At 68.3% G+C, this 15,278-nt stretch carries 14 protein-coding genes; 1 reads left to right on the top strand and 13 read right to left on the bottom strand.

What is annotated here, in order from left to right; translation table 11 throughout:
* Positions 1 to 54 precede the first annotated feature (54 nt).
* The 9 genes from AC6CHY_RS05115 to AC6CHY_RS05075 all read right to left on the bottom strand — a co-directional run bounded on the left by AC6CHY_RS05115 (position 55) and on the right by AC6CHY_RS05075 (position 9,039).
* The gene (locus AC6CHY_RS05115; RefSeq protein WP_498225819.1) at positions 55 to 1,101 is read right to left on the bottom strand and encodes an ABC transporter ATP-binding protein; all 1,047 of its coding nucleotides are present in this window, start codon (positions 1,099 to 1,101) and stop codon (positions 55 to 57) included.
* On the bottom strand, positions 1,088 to 2,119 hold the full coding sequence (locus tag AC6CHY_RS05110; protein WP_498225817.1) for an ABC transporter ATP-binding protein: 1,032 nt from the start codon (positions 2,117 to 2,119) through the stop codon (positions 1,088 to 1,090). The genes AC6CHY_RS05115 and AC6CHY_RS05110 overlap by 14 nt, the downstream gene beginning before the upstream one ends.
* Positions 2,120 to 3,091 (bottom strand): ABC transporter permease, encoded by a 972-nt coding sequence (locus AC6CHY_RS05105; protein ID WP_498225815.1) that lies wholly within the window; start codon positions 3,089 to 3,091, stop codon positions 2,120 to 2,122. It lies immediately after the preceding gene.
* On the bottom strand, positions 3,088 to 4,011 hold the full coding sequence (locus AC6CHY_RS05100) for an ABC transporter permease (protein ID WP_498225813.1): 924 nt from the start codon (positions 4,009 to 4,011) through the stop codon (positions 3,088 to 3,090). The genes AC6CHY_RS05105 and AC6CHY_RS05100 overlap by 4 nt, the downstream gene beginning before the upstream one ends.
* A 106-nt stretch (positions 4,012 to 4,117) precedes the next feature.
* Positions 4,118 to 5,710, bottom strand: a complete 1,593-nt coding sequence (locus tag AC6CHY_RS05095) for a peptide ABC transporter substrate-binding protein (RefSeq protein WP_217389740.1) — start codon at positions 5,708 to 5,710, stop codon at positions 4,118 to 4,120.
* A 193-nt stretch (positions 5,711 to 5,903) separates the two neighbouring features.
* Positions 5,904 to 7,133 (bottom strand): ROK family protein, encoded by a 1,230-nt coding sequence (locus AC6CHY_RS05090; protein ID WP_498225811.1) that lies wholly within the window; start codon positions 7,131 to 7,133, stop codon positions 5,904 to 5,906.
* 183 nt (positions 7,134 to 7,316) lie between these two features.
* A complete protein-coding gene (locus AC6CHY_RS05085; RefSeq protein WP_217389742.1) occupies positions 7,317 to 8,237 on the bottom strand; it encodes an aminoglycoside phosphotransferase family protein in 921 nt (306 codons plus the stop codon).
* Positions 8,234 to 8,629, bottom strand: coding sequence for a VOC family protein (locus AC6CHY_RS05080; protein WP_498225809.1), 396 nt, complete (start codon positions 8,627 to 8,629; stop codon positions 8,234 to 8,236). Before AC6CHY_RS05080 ends, AC6CHY_RS05085 begins: the two co-directional genes overlap by 4 nt.
* Entirely contained in the window at positions 8,626 to 9,039 is a 414-nt protein-coding gene (locus AC6CHY_RS05075) for an ArsR/SmtB family transcription factor (RefSeq protein ID WP_498225807.1), read from the bottom strand. Before AC6CHY_RS05075 ends, AC6CHY_RS05080 begins: the two co-directional genes overlap by 4 nt.
* A 117-nt stretch (positions 9,040 to 9,156) precedes the next feature.
* On the opposite strand from AC6CHY_RS05075, the gene AC6CHY_RS05070 reads away from it, so the two are divergent.
* Positions 9,157 to 10,929 carry an HNH endonuclease signature motif containing protein gene (locus AC6CHY_RS05070; RefSeq protein WP_498225805.1) on the top strand — a complete coding sequence of 591 codons (1,773 nt, stop codon included), beginning with the start codon at positions 9,157 to 9,159 and terminating at the stop codon, positions 10,927 to 10,929.
* Between the two features lie 108 nt (positions 10,930 to 11,037).
* On the opposite strand, the gene gatB is transcribed toward AC6CHY_RS05070, so the two are convergent.
* The 4 genes from gatB to AC6CHY_RS05050 all read right to left on the bottom strand — a co-directional run bounded on the left by gatB (position 11,038) and on the right by AC6CHY_RS05050 (position 15,120).
* Positions 11,038 to 12,552 (bottom strand): Asp-tRNA(Asn)/Glu-tRNA(Gln) amidotransferase subunit GatB, encoded by a 1,515-nt coding sequence (gene gatB / locus AC6CHY_RS05065; protein ID WP_217389746.1) that lies wholly within the window; start codon positions 12,550 to 12,552, stop codon positions 11,038 to 11,040.
* 1 nt (position 12,553) lies between these two features.
* Positions 12,554 to 14,101, bottom strand: a complete 1,548-nt coding sequence (gene gatA / locus AC6CHY_RS05060) for an Asp-tRNA(Asn)/Glu-tRNA(Gln) amidotransferase subunit GatA (RefSeq protein WP_498225803.1) — start codon at positions 14,099 to 14,101, stop codon at positions 12,554 to 12,556.
* A 3-nt stretch (positions 14,102 to 14,104) separates the two neighbouring features.
* Positions 14,105 to 14,401, bottom strand: a complete 297-nt coding sequence (gene gatC / locus AC6CHY_RS05055; RefSeq protein WP_217389748.1) for an Asp-tRNA(Asn)/Glu-tRNA(Gln) amidotransferase subunit GatC — start codon at positions 14,399 to 14,401, stop codon at positions 14,105 to 14,107.
* Positions 14,402 to 14,532: 131 nt separating this feature from the next.
* Positions 14,533 to 15,120, bottom strand: a complete 588-nt coding sequence (locus AC6CHY_RS05050) for a maltokinase N-terminal cap-like domain-containing protein (RefSeq protein WP_498225801.1) — start codon at positions 15,118 to 15,120, stop codon at positions 14,533 to 14,535.
* Between the last annotated feature and the right edge of the window lie 158 nt (positions 15,121 to 15,278).

Raw genomic sequence — 15,278 nt, 5'->3', positions numbered from 1 at the left:
GCTTGCGGTTCTTCCGCGTTGGGAGGCGCGGCAGACCCGGGGGCGGGGGTGGCGCTAGCCGGCTGAGACATCCAGCGCGAAGTGGCACCGGGAGACGTGGGTGTCGCTGATCCGGATCAGCTCCGGTTCCCGCTGCGCACAGATCGCCTGGGCCATGGGGCAGCGGGTGTGGAACCTGCAGCCCGCCGGCGGGTCGATGGGAGAGGGCGGGTCCCCCTGCAGCACGATCCGCTCCCTGTCGGTGCCGTCGTTCTTGCGCAACTCGGGGGCGGCCGACAGCAGGGCCCGGGTGTAGGGCTGCCCGGTGCGATCGTAGACATCTGCATAGCTGCCCAGCTCGACCACCCGTCCCAGGTACATGGTGGCCACCCGGTCCGCGATGTGCCGCACGATCTGCAGGTCGTGGGCGATGAACAGGTAGCTCAGGCCCAGTTCCCCCTGCAGGTCATCGAGCAGGTTCACCACCTGGGCGCGCACCGAGACATCCAGCGCGGATACCGGCTCGTCGCAGATGAGCATCTGGGGGTTCAGCGCGATGCCGCGGGCGATGCCGATGCGTTGCTGCTGCCCGCCGGAGAAGTTGTGCGGGTACCGGTCCGCGTGGTTCGGGTTCAGCCCCACCAGTTCCAGCAGCTCCTTGATCTTCGCCCGGCGTCCGGCCTTCGGGGCCACCTCCGGGTGGATCTCGAAGGGTTCTCCGACCAGCTCTTCCACCGTCATGCGCGGGTTCAGCGAGGAGTACGGGTCCTGGAAGATCAGCTGGATGTTGCGGCGCATTTCGCGCTTCTCATCTCCCCGCAGGGCGTTGATGTCCTGGCCGCGGAAATACACCCGGCCCTCGGTCGGCTTCTCCAGCCCGGCCATGACCCTGGCCAGGGTGGACTTGCCGCAGCCGGACTCCCCGATCACGCCCAGGGTCTCCCCCGCGTTCACCGAAAGGTCCACACCGTCCAGGGCCTTGACGAACTTGCGCGGGCCGATCGGCAGGTGGCGGTGCACCGCATAGTGCTGCTTCACCGCGCGCATTTCCATCAGCGGGGCGCCCGCCGGCATCGTCCCGGTTCCCGCCAGGGGCTGCGTGCTGGTGCTAGGCGTGGGCATGGGCCAGGACCTCCCGGGTCTGGAAGCAGGCGCTGTGCCGTGCCTCGTCGATTGATTCCAGTGCGGGAATGGCCGTGAGGCATTCCGCGGTGCCGAAGGAGCAGCGGTTGGCAAAGCTGCAGCCGACGGGCAGGTTCAAAAGGTCAGGCGGCGTGCCGGGGATCGCCGGCAGCTTGTGGCCCTTGAGCTCCTCCCCGGCGATCGAGGCGGCCAGCCCCCTGGAGTACGGGTGGCCGGGGCGCGAGAGCACCTCGGCGGTGGGCCCGTGCTCCACGATGCGGCCGGCGTACATGACGGCGACCTGGTCGGTGACCTCCCTGACCACGGAGATGTCGTGGGTGATCAAAATCAGCCCCATGTTCCGCTCCTCCTGCTGTTCCTTGAGCAGCTCGAGGATCTGCGCCTGGACGGTGACATCCAGCGCGGTGGTCGGTTCGTCAGCGATCAGCAGCACCGGGTCAAGGGCCAGCGCCATGGCGATGACGATGCGCTGGCGCATGCCGCCGGAGAACTGGTGCGGGTAGTCGTTCACCCGCGAGGCGGCGGCGGGGATCCTCACCTTGTCCATCATCTTGATGGCCGCGGCCTTGGCGTCCCGGCGGGAGTAGCCGCGGTGCACTCGGTAGAGCTCGCCGATCTGCCGGCCCACCGGGTGGACCGGGTTCAGCGCCGTCAGCGCGTCCTGGAAGACCATCGAGACCCGGGAGCCGACCAGTTGGCGGTGGCGCCTGGGGGTGATGGTGAGCAGGTCCTCCCCCTCCAGCAGGATCTCGCCGCGCGGGATGTGCGCCGGGGGCCTATCCAGGATGCCCATGATGGCCCGGGCGGTGACCGACTTGCCCGACCCGGACTCGCCCAGGATGCCCAGCGCCTGCCCGCGCCTGACCTCGAAGTTCATGCCGTTCACTGCCGTGGCGACGCCCTTGGAGGTGTTGAATTCGACCTCAAGGTCCCGCACGCGCAGCAACACCTCGTCCGCCGGCTCCCCGGCGCGGTTCTGCGGGTTCGTGGTGCTCACTTACTTGCCTTTCGGATCGAACTCATCGCGCATGGCCTCGCCAAAGAGCACGAAACCCAGCACGGTGATGGTCAGGAAAATCGCCGGGAAGACCAGCAGGTGCGGGGCCGCGGAGATGTACTCGCGCGCCGCCGCAAGCTGCAGGCCCCAGGACACCGAGGGAGGGGTGAGCCCGATGCCGATGAAGGTCAGGCCGGCCTCGGCGGAGATCACCCCGCCGATGCCCAGGGTCTGGAGCACCAGCAACGGGGTCAGCGAGTTCGGGATGATGTGCTTGGCGATGATCCGCCCGTTCGAGGCACCCAGCAGCCGGGAGGCCTGGACGTATTCGCGGTTGCGCACCTCCATCACCGAGGAGCGCATGAACCGCACCCCGCCGGGCCAGGAGAACAGCGCCAGGGCGAAGATCACGGTCCAGACGGTGCGCTGCGAAAAGAGCTGCAGCACCACAATTGCGGCCAGGATGAACGGCAGGCCGAAGGCCATGTCGCAGGCGCGGGAAATGATCGTGTCGACCCAGCCGCCGAAGAAGCCGGCCAGCGAGCCGAGGATCGCGGAGATCACGAAGGAGATCGCGGTGACCACGATGCCCACCAGGATCGAGGCCCGCGCCCCGTAGACCACGTTGGTGTAGTAGTCGCAGCCCTGGATGTCGACGCCGAAAAGGTGCTCGGCGCTGGGCGGCTGGTTGGTCTTGAGGATGTCGCAATTGGCGGTGGGGTCAGAGCCGAACCCGGCAAAGAGCTGCGGGAAGGCGGCCATCAGCAGCATCACCGCAACGATCGAGCCCGAGATCAGGAAGCGCGGCTTGAGCCACACCGGCCCGCGGCTCCTCTTCGTCGCCGGCCTGCGGCGGGCAAAGCCGGCGGGCGCCGGGACGCCCATTCCCGCCGGGGCGGTGATCGGGTTGGTCGGGGCCAACGGATCCGCGACGGACTCCGTGGCCTGGTTGGTTTCGGTGTTCTGGCTCATATCCGCACCCTCGGGTCAATGATGCCGTAGAGCAGGTCCACGAACAGGTTGAAAAGGAGGTAGACCAGCACGAGCATCGTGGCGATGCCCACCACGACGGTGCCCTCCTTGTTGTTGATGGCGGCGACCATCAGGCCGCCGATGCCGGGGATGTTGAAGATCGCCTCGATGATCACCGCCCCGCCGAGCATGCCGGCCAGGGACAGGCCCAGGTAGGTGACCACCGGGATCATCGCGTTGCGCAACGCGTGTCCCCAGATGACCCGGCGCGGCGAGAGGCCCTTGGCCCGTGCGGTGCGCAGGTACTCGGCCCGCAGCACGTCCACCAGGGAGGTGCGCGTCAGCCGCGCCAGCCCGGCGGAGGCCTCGATGGCCATGACCAGGGCCGGAAGGATGAAGGCCAGCGGCCATCCGGCGCGGATGCCGGCCGGATCGACCCAGCCCAGCTGGACACCGAAGACCGTCTGCGCGCCCAGCGCGATGACGAAGCCGGGGATGCCCAGGAAGATCACGGTGAAGACCAGGGCGAAGTGGTCCCCGGCCTGTCCGTTGCGCAGTCCGCCGTAGACGCCGATCGCCAGCCCAATGACCATTTTCAGCGCCCAGGCGGTCATCGCCAGGGCAAAGGTGACCGGCAGCCGTTCCAGGATCAGGCCCAGCACGGGGCGGCCGAAGAAGTCGATGCCGAAGTTGCCCTGGACCAGGCCCAGCATGTAGTTGCCGTACTGGACCAGGAACGGGTCATCGAGGTGGTAGGCCAGCCGGATCTGCGCGACGGTGGATTCGGGCAGCGGACGCGAACCGGTCAGCGCCGCCACCGGGTCCCCGGGCATCAGGAACGTGAGTGCGTAGATGATGAAGGTGGCGCCGATGACCACCGGGACCATCTGCAGGATTCTTCGTAGGGTGTAGCCAAGCATGCAACTGCTTCCTTTCGCCGCCCGGTGCGGGGCGGCATCCGCACGGGTGCCGGAGCGGGCCGGAAATCGGCAGGCGCCCGGCACCCGTGCAAGTGTTGTGCCTGGGTCAGCAGCCGTATCCGGCGCGGTAGAACTGCAGATCGCCCTGGGCGTCGTTCATCACGGCGCACTTGGTGTGCAGGCCGAAGTCGGTCGGGATGAACAGCGGGATCGCGGGCATGTCCTTCATGACCACGGCCTCCGCCTGTGCGTACAGGGTTGCGGCCTTGGCCTCGTCCTGTTCGCCGCGGGCCGCGCGCAGCAGCTTGTCGACGCCGTCGTTCGAGTAGCCGGTGGTGACGTTGCCGTCTCCCCCGGTCTCGTACTGGCTCAGGTACTGGTCCGAGCTCTTGTACGACCAGCCCCAGAGGCCGAAGACGGCGCCTTCAAGCTTCTGGTTGTTGCGGCGGGCCTCGAGTTCGGTGCCCAGCATCGGCTTGAGCTGGACCTTGATGCCCAGGTTGTCCTGGATCTGCTTGGAGATGGCCTGGACCAGCTGCGCGTCGGAGGTCGAGTTGTGCTCGATGATGAAGGTGCCGTCGAATCCGCCGGCCTTCTTCAGCAGGTCCTTGGCGCCGGCGGCGTCAAAGGTGCACGATTCGCAGGAGCCTGCCTTGTAGGAATCCAGCGACGGCGGGACAAGGGAATCGGATGCGGCGGCGTAGCCCTGCAGCAGCGAGGCGGCGATGGCCTCGCGGTCGATCGACATGGAGATGGCCCGGCGCAGGTCCGGGTCCTCCAGGCCCTTGACGTATTCGGGGATCTGCAGCGTGTACTGCTTGGAACCGGTCTTGACCTCGTAGAGGGATTCCTCGCCGAGCTGGCTCTTGGCCTTGGAGACCATGGTCGCCGGCACGTTGCGGATCATGTCCAGGTTGTTGGCGGTCATGTCGGTGTACGCCGCATCCACCGCGGTGTAGATCTGCCCGACGAGCCTGTCCGCCCCGCCGGAGAAGCCGGCTGCGCCCTTGAAGCCGTCCCACTTTTCCAGGACGACTTCCTGGTTGTGGTTCCAGGAGACGAACTTGTACGGGCCGTTGGAGACCGGGTTTTCCTCGTAGGCCTTCGGGTCGCTGAAGGCGGCCTCCGGAAGCGGGCACAGCGGCGAGGTGGAAAGCACCTTCGGGAAGTCCGCGTTGGCCGCGTTGAGGGTGACCTCGAGGTTGTTCCCATCGATGACCTTCACGCCCGAGAGCGTCTTGGTCGTCGGCTTGGAGCCGTCGGTGGGGTTCAGTTCCTTGTACCCCTTGAAGGAAACGAAGCTGCCGTTGCCCTGCCAGGCGTTCGAGCCCGTGGCGGTCTTGGCCCAGGCCTTGGCGAACGAGTCGGCGGTCACCGGCGAGCCGTCCTGGAAGGTCCACCCCTCCTGCAGCTCGATGTTCCAGGTGGTGGCATCCTCGCTCGTGACCGACTTGGCGGCCAGCGGCTCCAGCTCCTGCGTCTCGACGTTCACCTCCATGAGGTTCGCGCAGGTCGCCATGGCGACCTGGCTTCCCGGGGACTCGTGCGGGACCAGCGACGTTGGCTCGGCCAGCTGGAACGAGAGGCGCTTCTCGCCACCGGCCGCCCCTCCGGCCTCCGCCCCGACCGAACAACCGCTGGCCGCCAGCATGAACGCTGCGGACGCCGCTGCGACGGCAATCAACTTCTTCTTCGACATGATGCTCCTCGTGTACGAATGACCCGTGTTACTCCGCCGTGCGCGACGGTGTTGGCCAGGCAACCACAGGGTGTGATTAGCCTCACCACTTATTTCACGCTCTAAAATAAACCAGACGAAGCGACGCATGTCAACAAATCCGGCCGCGCTTCCCGCGGTGCGGCCTCTGCCGGCGAGGTTCGGCGGCATTCGGCTAGGTCGCCGGCAGGACCTCGGGAACCGCATGCCCCAGGGGGTCGGCGAGGATCGCATCGACCATGGTCGAGGCGGCAAACAGCGAGAGGGAGAAAACGTGGTCGGAGGACAGCACGACCCGGCCCGCGGCACCGGCCCCCGCGTGTGCGGTGCGGGACACCTCGGCCAGCAGGGAGGCGAAGACCGCCGGCGTCTCGGCCGGGGTTCCCGCGACCACCAGCAGTTCCGGATCGTGGATGTCGATGAGCTGGCTCGCGGCCCGGCCCACATAGCGGTTGCGCTGTTCAAGCACGGAAATCGCCGCCTCGTTTCCGGCCAGGGCCAGCTCCAGTACGTGTTCGATGTGCTGCACCTGCCCCAGGCCCCGGCGCCGGGCCTCCGCTGTCACCGCGTCGTCGGATCCCATCACCGCCAGGCACCCGGTCTTGCCGCAGGGACACGGAACCTGCCGGTCGCTGACGCGCAGGTGCGCGATCTGCCCGGCCGTCTGGCTGAACCCCGCGCGGATCCGGCCGTCGTCGACCATCACCGAACCGATGTCGGCGGTGATGACCATCAGGACGAAGTCGTTGGACTGCCGCCCGTGGCCGTACAGCAGCTCCGACTGGGCCGCCGCACGCGCGTTGTTCTCGAGGATGACCGGGGCCGGCAGGCGGCCGCGCAGCAGCTCCATCACGTGCACGTCGTGCCAGCCCGCCCCGGGGTTGTCGATGATCACCCCGGCGGGCCTGTCCACGATGCCGCCGGTGGCGATGCCGGTCCCCAGCAGCTGCCTGCCGCGGGCGTGGCCGTCCACCAGGACCTCGGCCGCCGCAACCACCAGGTCGATCGACTCCCCGGCCCCCTTGCCGGCGTGCGGCACCAACACGGAGGCCTGCTCCAGGCCGTCAAGCCCCATCAACACCACCCCCGAGGTCCGCGGGCCCAGGTGGATGCCCAGCACCAGGGGGTTCTTGGCGTTGATCTCCAGCGGGATCCGCGGGCGCCCCTGCCCGCCGGCGGAGGAGGGCAGGGCCAGCAGCAGCCCCGCCTCCAGCAGGGCCGAGGCGATGTTGGTGACAGATGCGGCACTGAGCCCCAGCTGGGCCGCGATCTCGGAGCGGGACAGGCCGGGGTAGCCGAACACGTGCTTCATGACGGCCGCGGTGTTCAGCCGGCGCAGGTCGTCGCCGCGATGGCCGCGGCCGTTGCGCGGGCCTCCGGCAGGGTCCCGTTCGAGGTGTTCCATAGAGCCACGCTTTCCATTTCTCGCCCGCCCGGGCCGCTGGGCCGGCACGGATGGGCCGCCAACACGGCCGGAACCGCGCCGGCAATCCACGGCACCGGTTTTCCGACCTTACCCAGCGAATCCGCCGAATCCGAATTTTCCGCGCATCGTGAACCCCGAGGTCACCTGCGGAACCCGGCCCGCCTAGGAATCGGAAAGCAGATGGTCGATCCCGTGGGCGCCGACCCCGTGCAGCGGATCGTCCTGCGGCAGCCCGGACATCAGCGCCGCGTAGTTCGCCGCCCACGCCCGGGCGCGGATCCACGTTCCGGGCGAATACAGCCGGTGGCCCTCGAGCCGTTCCCGGAATTCCGCGCGTCCCCGCGGCGTGAAGTGCAGCCACGCCACCGCCAGGTCGCTGGCCGGGTCCCCCGCGGTCAGGTCCCCGAAGTCGATCACCGCACCGAGCCGCTCCGCCGGTCGGCCTTCGCCGCCGGCAGCCTCGTCACGCACGAGCATGTTGTGCGGGTGCGGATCCCCGTGCAGCCACAGGCGCGCACCGACGTGCCCATCCGCGGCGAGCCCCTGTTCCCAGATGGACAGCAGTGCCCCGCGTTCCGGGGCGGGCACCGCCTGGAGGCGCGACCTCACGGCCTCGTCCCGCTCCCGCAGCGGCACCCCGCGCACCGCATTGCGCGGGGCATCGGCCGGGGCCGGCACATGCAGTGCCCGGAAGAACGCGGCCAGCGCCGGGGCGTAGTCGTCGCGGACCTGCGCCGGCACCGTCGCCGCGCTGCGCCCGGACAGCCAGGGCACGACCACCCAGTGGTACGGGTAGCCCTCCCCCGGCTTGCCCCGATGCAGCGGGACGGGCACCTGCAGCGGCAAGCGGGGCGCCAAGAACGGCAGCCAGCGGATCTCGTTGAGCAGCAGCGCATGGGCCAGGTCCCGGCGCGGCAGGCGCACGGCAAGATCGGGTCCCAGCCGGTAGATCGCGTTGTCCCAGCCGTCGTCGGCGAACCTGACCTCCAGCCCCGCCAGCTGGGGGAACTGCCCGCGGACCAGCGCGCGGACCAGCTCCGGATCCACGCGCACGTCGGCCGCGGGCCGGGGCGTGCGGCTCACGCCTCCTCGTTCATCGCCGCGATCTGGATCAGGTTCCCGCAGGTGTCGTCGAACACTGCGGTGGTCACCGGCCCCATGGCCGTCGGCGGCTGGGTGAACTCGACGCCCAGGCCCACCAGCCGGTCGTACTCGGCCTGCACGTCGGCGACCGCGAAGGAGGTGAACGGGATCCCGTCGGCCACCAGCGCGTCGCGGAACGGCTTCACGGCCGGGTGGCTGGCCGGCTCCAGCACCAGCTCAACCCCGTCGGGGTCCTCCGGCGAGACGACGGTCAGCCAGGAGAACTCCCCCATCGGCACGTCGGTCTTCTTCACGAACCCCAGCGTGGCCGTGTAGAACTCCAGCGCCTTGGCCTGGTCGCTGACCAGCACGCTGGCAAGATTGATCCTCATGGTTTCTTCCCTTCCGACGATGGCGAAGTGCCCGTGCGCGGCGCGCCCGGGCCGGCGGTGCCGCCCATGGCTTCGGTTTCATTCGCGGCGGACGGCCGCCCGGCCTCCGGCGCAGCCGTTGACGCGGCCGTGTCCTGCCGGCCCGCCTCCGGCCAGCGCTCGGCGATCCGGCGCAACGGCGCGGTGTCCACGTAGTGGAACTTGAAGCGGCCCGAGCGCTCGCTGCGCACCAGCCCCGCCGACTCAAGCACCGCCAGGTGCTGCGAAATCGCCTGCCGGCTCGGGTTGATGCCGTGCCGCGAGGACAACCGGTTGCAGATCTCAAAGAGCGTCTGCCCGGTGCGCTCCACCAGCTCGTCCAGGATCACCGCCCGGGTCGGGTCCGCCAGCGCCTTCAACAGCTCTTCCACCCCACCATTAAGGCAAGCCCACGCTTGCCTGTCAAGAGCCACGCCTGTTCCATCCGCGTTGTCCACAACCCCGCGCACCGAGCCCCGCAACCGTGTGCGGCGGCGCATGCTTGGACCATGACCACGGCAGCAGCCATCGCCCTGCTCGCGGGGGACCGCGAGGATCCGAGGTACCCAGTGACCCCGGACGATGAGCTGCGCGCCTACACCGCCCTGGTCCGGGGGCTCGAGGAGCTGGGGCCGCGCATCCCCCGGCACACGAACTCGCCTGCGGACGCCGCCTACTTCATCCAGCTGGTCGAACGCGCCCACCGCGCCACCGGCTTTGCCCAGCTCTCGGCCACCGACATGGCCCAGCGCACCCTGGTCAACGAACTGCCCGAGGACACGCTGCTCGGGATCAACCGGTGCCTCGCGGACCCCGACGCCTACATCGACGGAGACATGGCCCTTCCCGAAGCGCCCGCCACGCCGCCCAAGGGACGGCCCACCTTCAAGGACACCACCGAGTTCCTGCAGCACTCCTTCCGCATCGGCTTCATCGAGGCCCGGGACCGTGTCCGCGCCGCCTCCAGGCTCTTCCCGCACACCGATGTCCACGGCATCGAGCAGCCTCCGAAATTCCCGTTGCTGGCCGAGGCGCTCGCGGGCGGCAAGGCCTCGCCCCAGCAGCTTGCCGAGGCCGCCAGGAAACTTGAGCGGTTGCAGCCGGAGATCAAGCAATACCCGAATCCCGAGGAACTTGCCTCCCGGCTTGAGGCCCAGGTCGCCGACTCCGTCCGGGAGGAAGACCCCCGCACCACCAACAAGTTGTTCGGCGCCATCGGGGTCTCGCTCGCCGGGGGCGTCAAGGAACCTTCCGAGGAAGTGCTGCGCGCCAAGCTTGGCGCGTTCTACCGCGGCACCAACGCCGGGATCGCAGAGTTCCTGCTGCGCGTCCGGGCGGCCGACGCCGAGGCCCTGCTAGCGCTCTTTGCCCAAATGGACAACCCTCGCACCAAGGCGGGAAACCGCGACGCACTTGCCCAGCAGGCAAGCAACGCATGGTACGGCGCTGACACCTCCAACGGTTCCAACGGTTCCAACGAAACAGCCGCAGCCACCCCCAAGGACGGAAGCCGCACGCAACCCGGCACTGCACCTTCGCTCCCGGACTTCCCCGACTTCCTTCTCGATCCCGCGACCGGCCTCCCGCTGACCGACCCCGCCGAAGCCAGCAAGCTCACCCTGGATCCGTTGCCGACGGAGGCCAACATCCTCGAAGCCATGAACAACACCGAATATGGCTCCGACGGCCTCACCCCGCCGCAGCGGCATCTCCAGGGCCTGATGAACCTGATCAAGACCAACGGCAGACCAACCAACGGAACCAAGACCGCGGGACTTCCCTCACCTGAAATATTCATCATCACGACGCTGGACGAGCTCGAGGGCAGGGCGGCGCAATCCGGTCTCACGCTGCACGGGCAGAAATGCACCCCGGCCGAACTCCGGCATGCCCTGTGCATTGGCGGGGCGATCCCCATCACGATGAACGGGGAAGGCCGGATCCTGGATCTGGGCACCGAGCAGCGTTACTTCCCCGACTACATGCGCAAGGCAATCCTCGCCATCTACGGCGGGTGCATCTTCCCCGGGTGCACTGTGCCACCGGAGCATTGCGAGATCGACCATGACGACGAATGGGCCAAGGGAGGAACAACCAGGATCAATGACGGGCGGCCATTGTGTTCCGGGCACCACCATGCCAGGCACACGGGACAGCTCACCGTGATCCGCGATGCCGACGGCCTGTTCTCCGTCATCCTGCCCACGTACCTTGACCCGGAACAGAAACCCCGGCGCAGCACCTACTGGCGACAATCACCCAACACCCCGCCGCTGTTCTGAGCCCGGATCGCGGTGCCTGGCAGGGACCACGGTTAAACGAAGTCGAGCCCCGGCCCCCACACTGTGGGTGACCGGGGCTCGACTTCGCCTGAAGCGGCAAGCGGGGAACTAGCCCTCGATGCCCAGCTTCTCCAGCACCAATTCGCGCACGCGGCCGGCGTCGGCCTGTCCGCGGGTGGCCTTCATGACCGGCCCCATCAGGGCGCCGATGGCCTGCAGCTTGCCGCCCTTGACCTTGGCGACCACGTCGGGCATGGCCTCCATGGCGGCATCGATTGCGGCACCCAGTGCCGAATCGTCGTTCACCACGGCCAGCGACCGCTTCTCGACGATCTGGGACGGGGTTCCCTCGCCGGCGACCACGAACTCGAGCACCTGGCGGGCGATCTTGTCGTTGATCTTCTTGCCCTCGATCAGCGAGTTCAGCTCAACGATCGTTGCAGGTTCGACGCCCATGTCGGTGACGTCCTTGTCGGCGTTCTTGGCCAGGCGTGCAATCTCGCCCATCCACCACTTGCGTGCCACCGCGGCGGTCGTTCCCGCTGCAATGGTTTCCTCGATTGCCTCGGTGACACCGGCGTTGACGACGTCGCGGAACTCGGCATCCGAGTAGCCCCAGTCGGCCTGGAGGCGCTTGCGGCGCTCGGCCGGCGGCTCGGGCAGGCGGGCGCGCAGCTCCTCGATCCACTCGGGGGTGGTGACGACGGGAACCAGGTCCGGCTCCGGGAAGTAGCGGTAGTCGTCCGCGTCGGACTTCGGGCGGCCCGAGGTCGTGGTGCGGGTGTCCTCGTGCCAGTGGCGGGTTTCCTGCACGATGGCCGCACCCGAGTTCAGCACCGCCGCGTGGCGCTCGATCTCGAAGCGCACCGCGTGCTCGACCGCACGCAGCGAGTTCACGTTCTTGGTCTCGGTGCGCGTGCCGAACTTCTCGGCACCCTTGAGCATCAGCGAGACGTTGGCGTCGCAACGCACGTTGCCGCGTTCCATCTTCGCGTCGGAGACATCCAGCGCCTTGACGATCTCGCGGATCGCCGCGACGTAGGCCTTGGCCAGTTCGGGGGCGCGCTTGCCGGCACCCTCGATGGTCTTGGTGACGATCTCGACCAGCGGGACGCCGGAGCGGTTGTAGTCCACCAGCGAGTAGTCCGCGCCCTGGATGCGGCCGGTGGCCCCGCCCATGTGGGTGAGCTTTCCGGCGTCCTCCTCCATGTGCGCGCGCTCGATCTCCACGCGGAAGACCTCGCCGTCGGACAGCTCGATGTCCAGCCAGCCGTCGTAGGCGATCGGGTCGTCGTACTGGGAGGTCTGGAAGTTCTTCGGGGTGTCCGGGTAGAAGTAGTTCTTCCGCGCGAAACCACAACGCTCGGCGATCTTGCAGTTCAGCGCCAGGCCGATCATGATCGCGTATTCCACGGCGGTCTTGTTGACCACCGGCAGCACGCCGGGCAGGCCCAGGCAGACCGGGGTCACGTTGGTGTTGGGCACATCGCCGAACACGTTCGGCGCCGAGGAGAACATCTTCGTCTTGGTGTTCAGCTCGACGTGGACCTCGAAGCCCAGTACCGGGTCGTATTTTTCCAGTGCGACGTCGAAGTCGACCAGTTCATCGGTGTACGAAGCCATGTTAGGCAACCCCTCCAGTGGTGGCGGCGGACAACGCGGGGGCCTGGTCGATCAACCGGCCACCCCACTTGTCTTCCAGCAGTTTTTCAAGTGCCGCACCGGCACGGTACAGGCGGGCGTCCTCGCGGGCAGGTGCCAGGAACTGGATGCCGACCGGCAGGCCCTCGGACAGGCCACCGGGAACGGTGATGCCCGGGATGCCGGCCATGTTCGCCGGGATGGTGGCAACGTCGTTGAGGTACATCGCCAGCGGGTCATCGGTCTTGGAGCCCAGCTCGAAGGCGACGGTCGGGGACGTCGGGGAGATCAGCACATCGGCCTGCGCGAACGCGGCGTCGAAGTCGCGCTGGATCAGCGTGCGGACCTTCTGCGCCGAGCCGTAGTAGGCGTCGTAGTACCCGGCGGAAAGCGCGTAGGTGCCCAGGATGATGCGGCGCTTGACCTCGTCGCCGAAGCCGGCGGCACGGGTGGCACCCATGACGCGTTCGATGGTCAGCGGTCCCTCCGCGGGGAGCACGCGGGTGCCGAAGCGCACGCCGTCGAACTTCGCCAGGTTGGAGGAGACCTCCGAGGGCATGATCAGGTAGTAGGCGCCCAGCGCGTACTTGAAGTTCGGGCAGGAAACCTCGACGATCTCGGCACCCGCGGCGCGCAGCGCCTCGAGCGACTCGTCGAAGCGGGCCTGGACTCCGGCCTCGTAGCCCTCGCCCTGCAGCTCCTTGATGACGCCCACGCGCACCCCGGTCATGTCGCCGGAGGCGCCCTGCTCGGCGGCGGCGATGAGTGCCGGCACCGGCTCGTTCAGCGAGGTGGAGTCGGCGGCGTCGTGCCCGCCGATCAGCTCGTGCAGGTACGCGGAGTCAAGCACGGTCCGGGTGACCGGGCCGATCTGGTCCAGCGAGGAGGCCATGGCGATGGCGCCGTAGCGCGAGACCCCGCCGTAGGTCGGCTTCACGCCGACGGTGCCGGTGACGGCGCCGGGCTGGCGGATCGAGCCGCCGGTGTCGGTGCCCAGGGCCAGCGGCGCCTCGAAGGCGGCCACGGCCGCGGCGGAACCGCCGCCGGAGCCTCCGGGGATCCGGTCCAGGTCCCACGGGTTGCGGGTCGGGCCGTAGGCGGAGTGCTCGGTGGAGGAACCCATCGCGAACTCGTCCAGGTTGGTCTTGCCGAGCATCGGCAGCTTCGCGGCGCGGATCTTTTCGATCACGGTCGCGTCGTACGGGCTCATCCAGCCTTCAAGCATCTTCGAGGCCGCGGTGGTCGGCTGGCCCTTGGTGACGATGAGGTCCTTGATGGCGATCGGCACGCCGGCGAACGGGTGCAGCGCCTGCGCGTCGGCTCCGCCGGCGGCGCGGATCGCGTCGACCTCGGCGGCAACCGCAAGGGCCTCTTCGGTGTTCACGTGCAGGAAGGCGTTGACGCCGCGCTCCCCGCCGTCAACCTCGGCAATGCGGTCCAGGTGTGCCTGGACGGCCGCGACGGAGGTGATTTCGCCGGCGCGCAGCTTGGCTGCGAGCTCGGTGGCGGAAAGGTGAATAATCTCGTTCATGAATTACTCTCCATCCAAAATGGCCGGCACCTTGAAGCGGGTGTCGACGGAGTCAGGTGCGTTCATCAGCGCTTCCTCGGCGGTGAGCGTCGTTCCCACGACGTCCTCGCGGAACACGTTCGACAGGGCAATGGGGTGCGTGGTGGCCGGGATATCGGCCGAGGCGGCCTCTGAGACCGACGCGATTGAATCGACAATGACACCGAGTTCGCCGGTCATTTTGTCCAGCTCGGCATCGCTCATCTCGATGTGGGCCAGCTGCGCCAAATGCGCAACGTCCTCACGGCTGATGGCAGACATGTATCTCCCTAGGTGGGCGGATGGGGTTTCCCCCCTAGTCTAGTACGCCCGGCCCTCGCGGATCGCTTCCGGCAGGCCCCCGCCAAGGCCATCCGGACCCCGGTCGCCCCCGGGGTCCGGGCACCAGCAACCTAGGAAAATTCGATGACGGCCCCGCTGACGGCCTGCCCGGCGGCGCTCCACGGCGACCCGATCCACGCGGCGGCGCCCGACGCGCCCGACGCCCCGGCAACCGGGCGACGGATCACCGCAATTTCCCGGTCCCCGTGCCGGGCGCCGGCGCCGGGTTCCGGGGCCGCAGGATGCACCCCGACCAGCGGCTCAAGGGTGTGGGAAATGTTCTGGTGCTGCGCCTCCACGTCACCCGCCAGCAGGGTCCGCACCTGTGCCTGCCACACCGGGTCCCCTTCCCCGTCGTAGATCCAGCGCGTGCCCAGCACGCCGTGTTCGCTGGTGCCCAGCAGGAAGGACTCGCCGCCGGGCAGCGGGGCCCCGCGATAGGACAGCGGCACGTGATAGGTCACGGGTTCCGGCGATGCGGTGTCCGTGACGATGATGAACTCCATGCCGACCTCGCCGGCGGGGTCATCGAGCCGGAAGCCGCCGACGGTTTCCAGCACCGGCTCCCGGTCACCGGCGAACCACGGCTGGCGCGGCAGCCACGCACTCATGAGCTCCTTCTTGGTGGGATCCATGGTGGTGGCAAAAATCTCGCTCATGATGCTCTCCTGCACGACGTCGACGGATGGAAGCGGCCCGGAATCCCGTCCGCACCAGCGGCGGCACCCCGGACCTGATACCCACCATATCCAATCGGCCCATGTCGCCTACCGAAAACCACGTCATGGGCCACACGCAGCAGGCTCCCGCGCGCGAA

It is taken from the genome of Paeniglutamicibacter sp. GQ140 (assembly GCF_059759235.1).
The sequence above is the reverse complement of the archived record's forward strand: the minus strand, read 5'-3'. Positions and strand labels throughout refer to the sequence as shown.